The following is a 15,401-nucleotide window of genomic DNA, read 5'->3' as shown; positions in this document are numbered from 1 at the left end:
ACAGCGTAAGCTGTTGGTGGGCCGGATAAGGCGACGTCGCCCTCCGGCACTCTCCCCCCCCTCCTGACGAGGTAGGCCTGTTGGTCTAAAAACCCCCTCATTTTGTATGTTATTTGTACAAACCTGAAAAACCTGACAATTCCGTCACTTATAAAAATCCAGACAAATCAGCCATATACCCATTAAGAGGTATATAAAGGTGAATTTGATTTACATCAATAAGCGGGGTTGCTGAATCGTTAAGGTAGGCGGTAATAGAAAAGAAATCGAGGCAAAAATGAGCAAAGTCAGACTCGCTATTATCGGTAATGGTATGGTCGGCCACCGCTTTATTGAGGATCTCCTTGATAAATCCGACGCTAGCCTGTTCGACATTACCGTGTTCTGTGAAGAACCCCGTAAAGCCTATGACCGTGTCCACCTGTCATCCTACTTCTCTCACCACACCGCGGAAGAGCTCTCTCTGGTGCGTGAAGGATTTTACGAGAAGCACGGCGTGAAGGTACTGGTTGGCGAACGCGCAATTACCATTAACCGTCAGGAGAAAGTGATTCACTCCAGCGCGGGTCGTACCGTTTATTATGACAAGCTGATCATGGCGACCGGTTCATATCCGTGGATTCCGCCGATTAAAGGCTCCGAAACCCAGGATTGCTTCGTTTACCGTACCATTGAAGACCTCAACGCCATTGAAGCCTGCGCCCGTCGCAGCAAGCGCGGGGCGGTGGTCGGCGGCGGTCTGCTGGGGCTGGAAGCCGCTGGCGCGCTGAAAAACCTCGGCGTGGAAACGCACGTCATTGAATTTGCGCCAATGCTGATGGCGGAACAGCTCGATCAGATGGGCGGCGAGCAGCTACGTCGCAAGATCGAAAGCATGGGCGTGCGTGTACACACCAGTAAAAACACGCAAGAGATTGTTCAGCAGGGTAACGAAGCGCGTAAGACTATGCGTTTTGCCGACGGCAGCGAGCTGGAAGTCGATTTTATCGTCTTCTCTACCGGTATTCGCCCCCGCGACAAGCTGGCTACCCAGTGCGGTCTGGCCGTCGCGCAGCGCGGCGGGATCGTGATTAACGACACCTGCCAGACGTCTGACCCGGATATCTACGCTATCGGCGAGTGCGCCAGTTGGAACAACCGCGTTTACGGTCTGGTCGCACCAGGCTATAAAATGGCCCAGGTCGCCGTTGACCATATCCTCGGCAGTGAAAACGCCTTTGAAGGGGCGGATCTCAGCGCCAAGCTGAAGCTGCTGGGCGTGGACGTCGGCGGCATCGGCGACGCGCATGGCCGCACGCCGGGCGCGCGTAGCTACGTTTACCTCGATGAAAGCAAAGAAGTCTACAAACGTCTTATTGTCAGCGAAGATAACAAAACGCTGCTCGGCGCAGTACTGGTCGGTGACACCAGCGATTACGGCAATTTGCTGCAACTGGTACTGAACGCCATCGAACTGCCGGAAAACCCGGATTCGCTGATTCTGCCGTCGCACGCGGGCAGTGGTAAACCCTCTATCGGCGTGGATAAACTGCCGGACAGCGCGCAGATCTGCTCCTGCTTCGATGTGACTAAAGGCGATCTGATCGCCGCTATCAATAAAGGCTGCCATACCGTGGCGGCGCTGAAAGCGGAAACCAAAGCCGGAACCGGCTGCGGCGGCTGCATCCCGCTGGTGACGCAGGTACTGAACGCCGAACTGGCGAAACAGGGTATTGAAGTCAACAACAACCTGTGCGAGCACTTTGCTTATTCTCGTCAGGAACTGTTCCACTTAATCCGCGTGGAAGGTATCAAAACCTTTGAAGAACTGCTGGCGAAACACGGTAAAGGCTACGGCTGCGAAGTGTGTAAGCCGACCGTCGGTTCGCTGCTGGCGTCGTGCTGGAACGAATACATCCTCAAACCGCAGCACACGCCGCTACAGGATACTAACGACAACTTCCTGGCGAATATCCAGAAAGACGGTACTTACTCGGTGATCCCGCGCTCGGCGGGCGGTGAAATCACCCCGGAAGGTCTGGTGGCCGTGGGGCGTATCGCCCGCGAGTTTAACCTCTATACCAAAATCACCGGTTCTCAGCGTATCGGTCTGTTTGGCGCGCAAAAAGACGATCTGCCGGAAATCTGGCGTCAGTTGATTGAAGCCGGTTTCGAAACCGGTCACGCGTACGCCAAAGCGCTGCGGATGGCGAAAACCTGCGTCGGCAGCACCTGGTGCCGCTACGGCGTGGGCGACAGCGTCGGTTTCGGCGTCGAGCTGGAAAACCGCTACAAAGGCATTCGTACCCCGCACAAAATGAAATTCGGCGTCTCCGGCTGTACCCGTGAATGTGCGGAAGCTCAGGGTAAAGATGTCGGCATTATCGCCACTGAGAAAGGCTGGAACCTGTACGTCTGCGGTAACGGCGGCATGAAACCGCGTCATGCGGATCTGCTGGCAGCCGATCTCGATCGCGATACGCTGATCAAGTACCTCGACCGCTTTATGATGTTCTACATCCGTACCGCCGACAAACTGACCCGTACCGCGCCGTGGTTAGACAACCTGGAAGGCGGCATCGAGTATCTGAAATCGGTCATCATCGACGATAAGCTGGGCCTGAACGAACATCTGGAGGAAGAGATGGCGCGCCTGCGCGCAGCGGTGGTCTGCGAGTGGACAGAAACCGTTAACACCCCATCCGCACAGGTTCGCTTTAAGCACTTTATCAACAGCGACAAGCGCGACCCAAATGTCCAGGTCGTCCCGGAACGTGAACAGCATCGACCGGCCACGCCGTATGAACGTATCCCGGTCACTCTGGTGGAGGAAAACGCATGAGCCAGTGGCAAAACATCTGCAAAATCGATGACATCCTGCCGGGAACCGGCGTCTGCGCGCTGTCAGGCGGCGAACAGGTGGCGATTTTCCGTCCTTACCATAGCGATCAGGTGTTCGCGATCAGCAACATCGACCCGTTCTTTGAGGCCAGCGTGCTGTCTCGTGGACTGATTGCGGAACACCAGGGCGAACTGTGGGTCGCCAGCCCGCTGAAGAAACAGCGCTTTCGTTTAAGCGACGGTCTGTGCATGGAAGACGAACAGTTTTCTGTGAAACATTACGACGCGCGGGTAAAAGACGGCGTGGTGCAGTTGCGCGGTTAATTATTTTTGGGAGGCGCAACGCCTCCCCTTTTTTGTATTTTTTTCATTTTAATTGTTATCACAAAATCATTTGTACTGCATCGCGGCGGCAACTGAGCAACAAATTCGTCAGGAACGAATTTGAACAGCCGCTGGCTGCCTTCGGTGAGGGACAAGGATGTCCCTCATTAATCCACAGGAGCATAGTTCACTATGTGACTGGGGTGAGCGAGGGCAGCCAACAAAGAGGCAGTGCAAAGGATGAAGTGAGAAAAGGATAATCAAATGTTTACAGACACTATTAATAAGTGTGCGGCTAACGCTGCGCGCATCGCACGCCTGTCGGCGAATAATCCGCTCGGCTTCTGGGTCAGTTCGGCAATGGCCGGGGCTTATGTCGGTCTCGGCATCATTCTTATTTTCACCCTCGGCAATCTGCTCGACCCGTCCGTGCGTCCTTTGGTGATGGGAGCGACCTTCGGTATCGCCTTAACACTGGTGATTATTGCCGGTTCCGAACTGTTTACCGGCCACACCATGTTCCTGACGCTGGGCGTCAAAGCTGGCACCATCAGCCACGGTCAAATGTGGGCTATCCTGCCGCAAACCTGGCTTGGCAACCTGGTCGGCTCCGTCTTTGTCGCTCTGCTTTACAGCTGGGGCGGCGGCAGTTTGTTGCCGGTCGATACCAGCATCGTTCACTCAGTCGCGTTGGCGAAAACCACCGCGCCCGCCACGGTACTGTTCTTCAAAGGCGCGCTGTGTAACTGGCTGGTTTGTCTGGCAATCTGGATGGCAATCCGCACCGAAGGCACGGCAAAATTTCTTGCTATCTGGTGGTGCCTGCTGGCGTTTATCGCTTCCGGCTACGAGCACTCCGTCGCGAATATGACGCTGTTCGCCCTCTCCTGGTTTGGTCATCACAGCGACGCTTATACCCTGTCCGGAATCGGACACAACCTGTTATGGGTCACTCTGGGTAATACTTTGTCCGGCGTCGTGTTCATGGGATTGGGTTATTGGTATGCTACGCCGAAATCGGAGCGTCCTGTTCCGCAAAAAACCAACCAAATTAAGGTTACAGCCAACCATTAAGGGGTAATGTCGTGGACCATTTGCCTATATTTTGTCAATTACGCGACCGCGACTGTCTGATCGTCGGCGGTGGCGATGTCGCAGAACGCAAAGCACGGTTATTGCTGGAAGCAGGCGCACGTTTAACGGTCAATGCGCTCACCTTTATTCCACAGTTCACCGTATGGGCAAATGAAGGCATGTTGACTCTGGTTGAGGGACCGTTCGACGAAACGCTTCTCGACTCGTGTTGGCTGGCGATCGCGGCCACCGACGACGATACCGTCAACCAGCGCGTCAGCGAGGCGGCGGAGTCACGCCGTATCTTCTGCAACGTGGTGGATGCGCCGAAAGCCGCCAGCTTTATCATGCCCTCCATTATTGACCGCTCGCCGCTGATGGTCGCCGTCTCCTCGGGCGGCACTTCCCCGGTGCTGGCGCGTCTGCTGCGCGAGAAACTGGAATCGCTGCTGCCGCAGCATCTGGGGCAGGTCGCGCGCTATGCCGGGCAACTCCGCGCCCGAGTGAAAAAGCAGTTTGCCACGATGGGCGAACGTCGTCGCTTCTGGGAAAAATTTTTCGTCAATGACCGGCTGGCGCAGTCGCTGGCGAATGCCGATGAGAAAGCGGTTAACGCGGCAACCGAGCACCTGTTTAGCGAACCGCTGGATCACCGTGGCGAAGTCGTGCTGGTCGGTGCCGGGCCGGGCGATGCCGGGCTGCTGACGCTGAAAGGATTACAACAAATCCAACAGGCGGATATCGTGGTTTACGATCGCCTCGTCTCCGACGACATTATGAACCTGGTACGCCGCGATGCCGATCGGGTCTTTGTGGGGAAACGCGCGGGTTATCACTGCGTCCCACAGGAGGAAATCAACCAGATCCTGCTACGTGAAGCGCAAAAAGGTAAACGCGTGGTACGCCTGAAAGGCGGCGATCCCTTTATCTTTGGTCGCGGCGGCGAAGAGCTGGAAACGCTGTGCCATGCCGGTATTCCTTTCTCGGTAGTGCCGGGGATTACCGCGGCTTCCGGCTGCTCCGCCTACTCCGGTATTCCGCTAACCCACCGCGATTACGCACAGAGCGTACGTCTGGTCACCGGTCACCTGAAAACCGGCGGCGAGCTGGACTGGGAAAACCTGGCGGCAGAAAAACAGACGCTGGTGTTCTACATGGGGCTTAATCAGGCAGCGACTATCCAGGAAAAACTGATCGCATTCGGTATGCAGGCCGATATGCCGGTTGCGCTGGTAGAAAATGGTACCTCCGTGAAGCAACGCGTCGTCCACGGTGTGCTGACGCAGCTCGGTGAATTAGCGCAACAGGTTGAAAGCCCGGCGCTGATTATCGTTGGCCGGGTCGTTGGCTTACGCGATAAATTAAATTGGTTCTCTAATCATTAATTAAAATAAAGCCCTGTTATTCAGGGCTTTATTTTACAACCACTCGTAATCTCAAATTATTTTTACTTAAAAGTTAATTAAGCAATCCATTTTAAATACATCAGGCGAATTTAAATAGTAACAATATTGCGTAAAAACCCTTTCATTCGTCAAATTCACCCCTTATTCATTCACTCAACAAATAATATCGTTAAGCATTCAATTTGACCTGACCTGGTTATCGGGTGATAAAATAAACACTAAAGCATAATTTTTCTTCTGGCCGTTTCATCACTGCCCGTATCTCTATCTGCATATATTTAGTACGCAAGGAAAATATTAATTAAGGATGAACCCTATGCAAAAGGAAAAAATTATTTCTATCGCTATCGCTATCGCGCTACAAAGTTATTACATTCCGGCCATCGCCGCAGAAAATAACGATGATGAAAAAGAATGTCCCAGTAATATCTCCTCCCTGCCTAAAGAAAAACGCGCAAAACTCTCACCGACCTGCCTTGCTACTTTACCTGAAAATGATAATCACTGGGGCTGGGTTGCTGGCGGCGTTGCTGCACTGGTCGCAGGTGTGGCTATTGGCGTTGAAAATAACGGTGGCGGAGATTCCACTCATTCTTATACCCCCCCTACGCCCGACAATGGAGGCAACGTCACTCCGCCCGACGATGGCGGCGATGATGATGTAACCCCACCCGACGATAGCGGCGATGACGATGTGACCCCGCCTGACGATAGCGGCGATGACGACGACACGCCCACAGATAATTCTGTTACTACCTTCAGCAACGGCGTCACCATCGATAAAGGCAAAGACACCCTGGCCTTCGATAGCTTCAAACTGGATAACAGCAGCGTTCTCGAGGGCGCCGTGTGGGGTTATTCAAAACAGGATGACCAGTGGCAGCTCACCACCCCGGACGGCAAAACTCTGAACGTCACCGGCTGGGACGTGACCGACGCCAATGCCGCCGTGATTGAAGGCACCCAGGAAAACGGTCTCTACTGGAAGTACGACAGCCGGGGCTATCTGATCCTTGCCGACGATAAAACCACAGTTATCAGCGGCGATGACCAATCGAATACCTCCGCTCGCGGCATGGATATCAGCGGCCAGGGTCGCACCGGCGTGATTATTTCCGGCGATCGAACCGTCAACACGCTCACCGGGGACTCCAGTGTGGCCGACGGTGCCACCGGCATGGTTATCTCCGGCGAAGGCACCACCAACACCATTTCGGGCCACTCAACGGTGGACAACGCCACCGGCGCTCTGATTTCCGGCAGCGGCACTACCACCGATTTCTCCGGTGACATTACCGTGAGCGGCGGCGGCACCGCCATCATCATCGACGGCGACAACGCCACGATTAAAAATACCGGTACTTCTAACATCAGCGGCGCAGGCTCCACTGGCACCGTCATTGACGGCAATAACGCCCGCGTCAACAACGACGGTGATATGACCATCACCGACGGCGGTACCGGCGGTCATATTATCGGCGACAACGTGGTTATCGATAACGCCGGGAGCACCATCGTCAACGGCGCGGACTCTACGGCGCTGTATATCGATGGCGACAACGCGCTCGTTATCAACGAAGGTAATCAGACTATCTCCGACGGCGCCATCGGTACGCAAATTGACGGCGACGACGCCCATATCGCCAATACCGGCGATATCACGGTGGATGGCGCGGACTCTGCCGCCGTAGTTATCAATGGCGACAACGGCAACCTGACCCAGGCGGGTGATCTGCTGGTCACCGACAGCGCGATGGGTATCGTCACCAACGGCACCGGAAATGAAGCAAAAAATACCGGCAACGCCACCGTGCGCGATGATAATTCCGTGGGTTTTGTGGTCGCAGGGAAACAAAATACCCTCAAAAATAAAGGGAATATCGACGTTAGCCTGAATGGTACAGGTGCGCTGGTGAGCGGTCATACGTCACAGGTGATGCTGGATGGCGATATTAACGTTATTTCCGCGCAGGACAGCGATGGCGTATTCCGTGGCGCGACGGGCGTAAACGTGGGCGGCGACAGCAACACCGTAGATATCACCGGCAATGTGAATATGAGCGCTGAGTACGAACTGGATTCTCTGATCGCCAGCGATACCCCGCTAACCGGTGTCGTCGTCAGCGGCACCAACAATGAGATCACCCTGAATGGCGCACTTGGCATCAACGTCAACGATCTGTCGACAGTCAGCGAACAGTATCTGGACGTTATCGGCCTGAACGTTATAGGCGATGGCAACAACGTGGATATCAGCGGCGGTATCAACATTACCCATAACGAAAGTCCGAACGGAGACACCGTCACCGTCACGGGTATCAATATCGACGGCAACAGCGAAGTCACGCTGAGCGGCCATTCTACGGTGGATACGGCCACAGTAGTAGGCGGCAATGTCATACTGGCGCGAGTCAACAACGGCGGTTCCCTGATACTGGATGACGATTCAGCTATTGATATTAATGCCGATTATGTTAACACCAGCGCTTACACCAGCAATGCGCTATTAATCGCGGACGGCGAAGATTCATCTATTAAAAGCCAGGCCGATATCACAAGCTTCGGCGTGTACTCGATTATGCGCGCCGACAATGGCGCAGATATCAGCAATAGCGGAAATATTCTCATCTATGCAACCAGTAACAGCGGCGGCGATGACCGTACCGCCGTTACCCGCGCCGACGGCACGGGTGCAATGATTCATAACCAGTCTGGCGGCGATATCACTATCATATCCGACCAGCAACCGGTAAAGGTTAGCGGCATGGGCGCATACCCGGTGAAATGGTACTCCCACACCTTCTACGCAATGCTGGCGACAGGAAAAGGCGGTGGTGACGTCATTAACGATAAAGGCGCAACCATCCATTTACAGGGCGCAGGCGTGTATGGCGTTAGCGCCAGTAAAGGAACGGCGTTAAACGAAGGCGATATTTATCTGGACGGCTTTGTCCCGACGCTGGATGACGAAAACAACATCACCAGTACAAGTTACTGGTCACCATCGCAGCTGTATCTCACCAGTTCAGGCATGGTTGCAGGCTCAACAGACGGTGATGGCGACGCCACGGCCACCAATACCGGTACCATTAACGTTAATAACGCCGGGTTCGGTATGATGGCGCTCAACGGCGGCACCGCCATTAACCAGGGCATCATTAATCTCACCGCCGATGAAGGCGTCACCAAAACCGATGACAATCAACTGGTGGGCATGGCAGCGCTCAACGGCGGGCTCGTCATCAACGATACCACCGGTATTATTAATATTGACGCAGATTATGGTAAGCCTTTCCTGACTGACAGCAGCAGCACCGTGGTTAACTACGGCACCGTGTGTTTTGACAGTGACTGCCAGAGCAGCGACGAATATAACCCAACGGATGCCTATATTAGCCTGGCGATGTTTGACGGGGTCATCGCGGAGACGGGCGAAACGGTTAATCTCCCCCAGGATATGGTTATTCTGGGGAATGTATCCAATAAAGGAACGGTTAATGATTACCAGATCGTTATTAAAAATAGTGACGGTATTCTGACCAATAATGCATCCGGCATAATTAACAGTACCGTCACCATTAATGGCGGCACACTGGATAATAAAGGCACCGTCGTAAATACAGTGACACTCAACAGCGGTATACTGGATAACGAAGGCACCGTAAATGCAGTAACGCTCAACGGCGGCACCTTCAATAACGAAGGAACCGCTGATGCTCATATTGCAGTAAATAATGGTACGTTTAATAATCTTGCCGGGGGTAACGTTAACCGCAGCGCCACGCTCAGCAACTATGCGGTTGTGAACAACAACGGCACCTGGCAGCTGGGTTATCAGGGGGAAGGCTCCGATAAGAGCACGCTGGATCTTAATCAAAGCTCGGTGTTTAACAACAGCGGCGAATTTATTATTGATAATACCCAAAACGCGGTAAACATGCGTGGTGCAAGTACATTTTACAACACGGGCCATATGCAGTTAACTACATCGGCCTATAATGGCGCAATAAACGTCTGGAATGGTTCAGGTCATTTCATTAACGATGGTGTTGTGGACGCCACCACAAAATCGGTATTTGCCAGCGGCGGTAACGCCAACGGCGATTACGATTCCTTCTTCTGGAACCAGACGAACGGCGTTATAAATTATGATCTTGATGGCGGAGCCGTAGTCAAAATCGCCCACAACAACTTCGTGGCACAAAACGACGGTACCATGAACGTTAGCGGCAATAACGCTTACGGCATGTACGGCAGCAAAAACGCGCAACTGGTCAATAACGGCACCATCAATCTGGGTACAAAAGGGACCACCGATACCGGCATGGTGGCCATGGCGCTGGATTCAGGCGCAACGGCTAGTGCGGTTATTGAGAACAACGGCATCATTAATATCTATGCCAGTGACTCTTATGCTTTCAGCGTGGCAGGCGCAGGGCATGTGGTCAATAACGGTACGGTCATCATTGACGATGGCGTAACGGGTTCCGGCCTGATCAAACAGGGCGACAGCGTCAACGTCGAAGGCATAAATGGTAATAACGGTAACGATACCGAAGTCCATTACACCGACTACCAGATACCAAACGATCCGGCGAATACCGTAGTTAACGCTTCCGGGAGCAGCGCTTCTTCCACCACCAACAACCTGTCCGGCTACGTGGTCGGCACCAGCGCCGACGGCAGCGCCGGTAAGCTTAAGGTCAGCAACGCCAGCATGAACGGCGTGGAAATCAACACCGGCTTTGCCGCAGGCACCGCCGACACCACCGTCAGCTTTGACAACGTGGTCGAAGGCAGCAACCTGTCTGACGCAGGCGCTATCCAGTCCACCACCGTGGTATGGAACGCCCAGGGAAGTACTGACAGCGACGGTAACATTGACGTCACGATGACCAAAAACGCCTATGCCGATGTGGCCACCGACGCCAGCGTTTCTGGCGTGGCGAGTGCGCTGGACGCCGGTTACACCAACAACGAGCTGTACACCAGCCTCAACGTGGGCACCACCGCCGAACTGAACAACGCCCTGAAACAGGTGAGCGGCGCTCAGGCAACCACCGTGTTCCGCGAAGCGCGCATCCTCAGTAACCGCTTCAACATGCTGGCCGACGCCGCCCCGCAGATGGGCAACGGCCTGGCGTTTAACGTGGTGGCGAAAGGCGACCCGCGCGCGGAGCTGGGCAACGACACCCAGTACGACATGCTGGCGCTGCGCCGGACGCTGGATTTGACCACAAGCCAGAATCTGACGCTGGAGTACGGTATTGCGCGTCTGGATGGCGACGGTTCGAAAACTGCGGGCGATAACGGCCTGACCGGTGGCTACAGTCAGTTCTTTGGTCTGAAGCACAGCATGGCGTTTGATGAAGGTCTGGCGTGGAACAACAGCCTGCGCTATGACGTCCACAACCTCGACAGCAGCCGTTTCGTCTCGTATGGCGATACCAACAAAGTGGCGGATTCCGACGTACGTCAGCAGTACCTTGAGTTCCGCAGCGAAGGGGCGAAAACCTTCACCCTGATGGACGACGCGCTGAAAGTCACGCCGTATGCCGGGGTGAAATTCCGTCACACGCTGGAAGATGGCTATAAAGAGCACAGCGCCGGAGATTTTAACCTGTCCATGAACTCTGGCAACGAAACGGCGGTAGACTCTATTGTCGGTCTGAAGCTGGATTACGCCGGGAAAGACGGCTGGAGCGCCACCGCTACCCTGGAAGGCGGCCCGAACCTGAGCTACAGCAAGAGCCAGCGTACAGCGTCATTACAGGGTGCGGCGGGTCAATCGTTCGGCATGGATGACGGTCAAAAAGGCGGCGGCGTTAATGGCCTGGCAACCATCGGCGTGAAATACAGCAGCAATGATACCGCGCTACATCTGGATGCGTACCAGTGGAAGGAAGACGGTATCAGCGATAAAGGCTTTATGCTTAACGTTAAGAAAACATTTCGTTAAATAAACGACATTATATAACACTAATACAGGCCGCTTATTATTAAGCGGCCTTTTTTAAATCAGATTTCCAGGTAAAGATGAAGTCCTTATTTGGACTACCTGCATGGTTTATTAATTGCTATCGTACTATACGCTAAATAGATCTTATATTTATTCCACCATTAGTGTTCGTTTTATCAACAAGGATTTTGACATGTTCAAATTTGTAAAAATTGCCGTTGTGGCAGGGGTTCTGGCAACGCTCACCGCCTGTACTGGTCATATCGAAAACAAAAAAAACAACTGCAGCTACGATTATTTGCTGCACCCTGCAATTTCTATTTCTAAAATTATTGGTGGTTGCGGCCCGGCTGCCGATCAATAATAGAACCGACTGCGCAGATACAAAAAAACCGGGATTTTCCCGGTTTTTTTACAGGTCTGATAAACGGTACGGCGCAGATGCCTTGTCCAACTTACGCTCGTTTGTAGGCCCGATAAGCTCGCGCCATCGGGCAAGCAATAACCCTTACGGTTTCGCCACAAAGCCAATGGCTTCGTAAACGGCTTTCAGCGTTTCGGCCGCACGTGCGCTGGCTTTTTCCGCCCCGTCTTTCATCACCTTCTGCAAGAACGCTTCGTCGTTGCGGAAACGGTGATAGCGCTCCTGCAACTCAGACAGCATTCCGGAAACCGCCTCCGCTACTTCGCCTTTCAAATGGCCATACATTTTACCTTCAAACTGTTTTTCCAGTTCAGGAATGCTCTGACCGGTCACGGCGGAAAGAATATCCAGCAGGTTAGAGACACCCGCTTTCTCTTTCACATCATAACGCACTACCGGCGGCTCGTCGGAGTCAGTGACCGCACGTTTGATTTTCTTCACTACCGATTTCGGATCTTCCAGCAGGCCGATCACGTTATTACGGTTATCGTCCGATTTGGACATTTTCTTTGTCGGCTCCAGCAGCGACATCACACGCGCGCCGGATTTTGGAATAAACGGTTCCGGTACTTTGAAAATATCGCCATACAGCCCGTTAAAACGCTGGGCGATATCGCGGCTCAGTTCCAGATGCTGCTTCTGATCTTCGCCTACCGGCACCAGATTGGTTTGGTACAACAGGATGTCTGCCGCCATCAACACCGGGTAATCAAACAGGCCGGCGTTAATGTTTTCCGCATAGCGCGCAGATTTATCTTTAAACTGCGTCATACGGCTCAGCTCGCCGAAATAGGTATAGCAGTTCAGCGCCCAGCCAAGCTGCGCATGTTCCGGCACATGGGACTGAACGAAAATAGTGCTCTTTTCAGGATCAATACCACATGCCAGGTACAGCGCCAGCGTATCCAGCGTCGCTTTACGTAGCTGCTGCGCGTCCTGACGCACGGTAATAGCATGTTGGTCTACGATGCAGTAGATGCAATGATAGTCATCCTGCATGTTTACCCACTGACGCAATGCCCCCATATAGTTGCCAATGGTCAATTCACCTGAGGGCTGTGCGCCACTAAAAACGATGGGCTTAGTCATTTTTTATTTCCTGGTTATCGCTATGCGGAAGCCCAAGTGCGGGCAAAAGATCGTTAAAACTGTAATAAATGACGTCCGGCTCGCTAAGGGCGATCGCTTCGCCATAATTGTAGCCGTATGTCAGGCCAACCGAAGGGCAGCCCGCCGCTTTTGCAGCCTGAATATCATTACGCGAATCGCCGACAAAAAGCATCTGCTCCGGCATCATGCCCAGCCGGCTTGCCACCAGCAACAGCGGCTCCGGATGCGGCTTCTTATTTTGCACATCATCGCCGCCGATAACCACACTAAAGTATTTGGCGATATCAAGCGATTCCAGCAACGGCGCGACGAACGGCGTCGGCTTATTCGTCACCAGGCCTAATGACAATCCGCTGGCGTGCAGCGCGCCCAGCGTGTCGGCGACATGCGGAAATAAAAAGGTGCCTTCTTCCGCCACTTCGCCATAATACCTGTCGAACAGTTTACGCAGAATGCGTACCTGTTCCTCGGCAGGAATATCTTCATCAACGGGCGGTTTCCCCATCGTCTTACGCAGCGTGGCGCGCTCCTCGCGAGCCCAGGTCAGCGCGCGTTCCATCAATACGTCTGCGCCGTTACCAATCCAGGTAATCACGCGCTCCTCGCCCGCGACCGGCAGCTCCAGCGCATACAGCGCCATATCCACCGCCGCGGCAAGACCCGGCGCGCTATCCACCAGCGTACCGTCAAGATCAAAGGCGACGCCCCGAATATTCTGTAACTTATCCATGACTTACCTTTGCCAGCTCACTGCGCATTTCATCAATCACTTTTTTGTAGTCGGGTTTATCGAAAATTGCCGACCCCGCAACAAACATGTCCGCACCTGCTGCGGCGATCTCGCCGATATTGTTCACCTTCACGCCGCCGTCCACTTCCAGGCGAATGTCGTAACCGGAGGCATCAATGCGGCGACGCACTTCGCGCAGTTTATCCAGCGTCTGCGGAATAAAAGACTGGCCGCCGAAGCCTGGGTTCACGGACATCAGCAGAATCACATCCAGTTTGTCCATGACGTAATCGAGATAACTGAGCGACGTTGCCGGGTTGAATACCAGCCCCGCTTTACAGCCGTGTTCTTTAATCAACTGTAGCGTGCGGTCAACATGTTCGGAGGCTTCCGGGTGAAAAGTAATGATGCTCGCGCCAGCGGCGGCAAAGTCGGGCACGATACGGTCGACTGGCTTGACCATCAGGTGGACATCAATAGGCGCGGTAATACCGTATTGACGCAGGGATTTCAGCACCATCGGGCCGATAGTCAGGTTCGGCACATAGTGATTATCCATGACGTCAAAGTGTACAACATCAGCACCGGCAGCCAGCGCTTTGGCGGTGTCTTCACCCAGGCGAGCAAAATCAGCCGACAGAATTGAGGGGGCAATCAAATACTGTTTCATCCGCTTCTCCTTGAGAATTATTTTCTTGCAGGCGTTGCGACTCCTGGTTGGTACAGAGCCAGCAGTTCGTCCACCTTTTTACGTGTGCCGCCGTTGCTGCTTATACTGCGTCTAACTTTGACGACATGCAATTTTGCGAGTTGATACCACTCGCGTGTGAGCGCCGTATCATGGTTGGAAATGAGCACCGGTATCCGGTTACTGACCAGATTCTCAGCGATTTCCGCCAGATGCGCTTGTTGCGTCAGGCTAAAACTATTGGTGTGATACGCTGTGAAGTTAGCCGTGGCGGACAACGGCGCATAAGGCGGATCGCAATAGACCACCGACGACTTGTCCGCACGCGCCATACTGTCTGCGTATGACTCACAGTAAAAGAACGCATTCTGCGCTTTTTCTGCAAAGTGGTACAACTCCGCTTCCGGGAAGTAAGGTCTTTTATAACGACCAAACGGTACATTAAATTCCCCGCGCAAGTTATAGCGGCAGAGTCCGTTATAACCGTAGCGGTTCAGATATAAAAACAGTACCGCCCGACGAAAGGGGTCCTGGCAGGTGTTGAACTCCTCGCGGAGTTGGTAATAGACCTCAGCCTGGTTAGTTTCAGGCATAAACAGCTCGCGCGAAGCCTGTACATACTCGTCAGTACGTAACTTCACGATGTTATAGAGGCTAATAAGGTCGCTGTTGATATCGGCGAGGATATAACGAGAAAAGTCGGTGTTAAGAAACACCGATCCGGCACCCACAAAAGGTTCGACAAGGCACTCGCCTTTTGGCAAATGTCGTTTGATATCATCAAGCAGAGGGTATTTTCCCCCTGCCCACTTCAAAAAAGCGCGATTTTTTTTCATGCTGACTAACTAATTACACCTTCTCCGGCT

At 53.4% G+C, this 15,401-nt stretch carries 10 protein-coding genes; 6 read left to right on the top strand and 4 right to left on the bottom strand.

The annotated features are described in order from the left end of the window. Positions 1-277: 277 nt before the first annotated feature. The 6 genes from nirB (at position 278) to ACLD3P_RS13165 (ending at position 11,947) form a co-directional block, all read left to right on the top strand. On the top strand, positions 278-2,821 hold the full coding sequence (gene nirB / locus ACLD3P_RS13190; protein ID WP_411006646.1) for an NADPH-nitrite reductase large subunit: 2,544 nt from the start codon (positions 278-280) through the stop codon (positions 2,819-2,821). After that, a complete protein-coding gene (gene nirD, locus ACLD3P_RS13185; RefSeq protein ID WP_000084814.1) occupies positions 2,818-3,144 on the top strand; it encodes a nitrite reductase small subunit NirD in 327 nt (108 codons plus the stop codon). Before nirB ends, nirD begins: the two co-directional genes overlap by 4 nt. Before the next feature lie 264 nt (positions 3,145-3,408). Next, positions 3,409-4,218, top strand: a complete 810-nt coding sequence (gene nirC, locus ACLD3P_RS13180) for a nitrite transporter NirC (RefSeq protein WP_000493576.1) — start codon at positions 3,409-3,411, stop codon at positions 4,216-4,218. An 11-nt stretch (positions 4,219-4,229) separates the two neighbouring features. Continuing rightward, on the top strand, positions 4,230-5,603 hold the full coding sequence (cysG, locus tag ACLD3P_RS13175; RefSeq protein ID WP_076935747.1) for a siroheme synthase CysG: 1,374 nt from the start codon (positions 4,230-4,232) through the stop codon (positions 5,601-5,603). Between the two features lie 337 nt (positions 5,604-5,940). Further along, positions 5,941-11,583, top strand: a complete 5,643-nt coding sequence (locus ACLD3P_RS13170; RefSeq protein ID WP_411006707.1) for an autotransporter adhesin BigA — start codon at positions 5,941-5,943, stop codon at positions 11,581-11,583. Positions 11,584-11,776: 193 nt separating this feature from the next. Further along, the gene (locus ACLD3P_RS13165) at positions 11,777-11,947 is read left to right on the top strand and encodes a YhfL family protein (protein WP_000472323.1); all 171 of its coding nucleotides are present in this window, start codon (positions 11,777-11,779) and stop codon (positions 11,945-11,947) included. 144 nt (positions 11,948-12,091) lie between these two features. Here the strand turns inward: ACLD3P_RS13165 and trpS are convergent, their stop codons facing one another. From trpS to dam, 4 genes are read right to left on the bottom strand one after another with little or no spacing between them, the layout of a single operon-like run. Next, on the bottom strand, positions 12,092-13,096 hold the full coding sequence (trpS, locus tag ACLD3P_RS13160; RefSeq protein WP_000165562.1) for a tryptophan--tRNA ligase: 1,005 nt from the start codon (positions 13,094-13,096) through the stop codon (positions 12,092-12,094). Continuing rightward, entirely contained in the window at positions 13,089-13,847 is a 759-nt protein-coding gene (gene gph, locus ACLD3P_RS13155; RefSeq protein WP_411006488.1) for an HAD family hydrolase, read from the bottom strand. Before gph ends, trpS begins: the two co-directional genes overlap by 8 nt. Next, positions 13,840-14,517: a ribulose-phosphate 3-epimerase gene (gene rpe / locus ACLD3P_RS13150; RefSeq protein ID WP_000816286.1), complete on the bottom strand. Its 678-nt coding sequence runs from the start codon at positions 14,515-14,517 to the stop codon at positions 13,840-13,842. The genes gph and rpe overlap by 8 nt, the downstream gene beginning before the upstream one ends. A 17-nt stretch (positions 14,518-14,534) precedes the next feature. Next, positions 14,535-15,371: an adenine-specific DNA-methyltransferase gene (gene dam / locus ACLD3P_RS13145; protein ID WP_000742132.1), complete on the bottom strand. Its 837-nt coding sequence runs from the start codon at positions 15,369-15,371 to the stop codon at positions 14,535-14,537. Positions 15,372-15,401: the final 30 nt, after the last annotated feature.

The organism is Salmonella sp. 741265073_HBA (assembly GCF_046569105.1).
In the GTDB taxonomy this organism is placed as follows: Bacteria; Pseudomonadota; Gammaproteobacteria; order Enterobacterales; family Enterobacteriaceae; genus Salmonella; species Salmonella enterica.
Note: the sequence above shows the minus strand (reverse complement) of the source record. Positions and strands in the feature narration are given on the sequence as shown.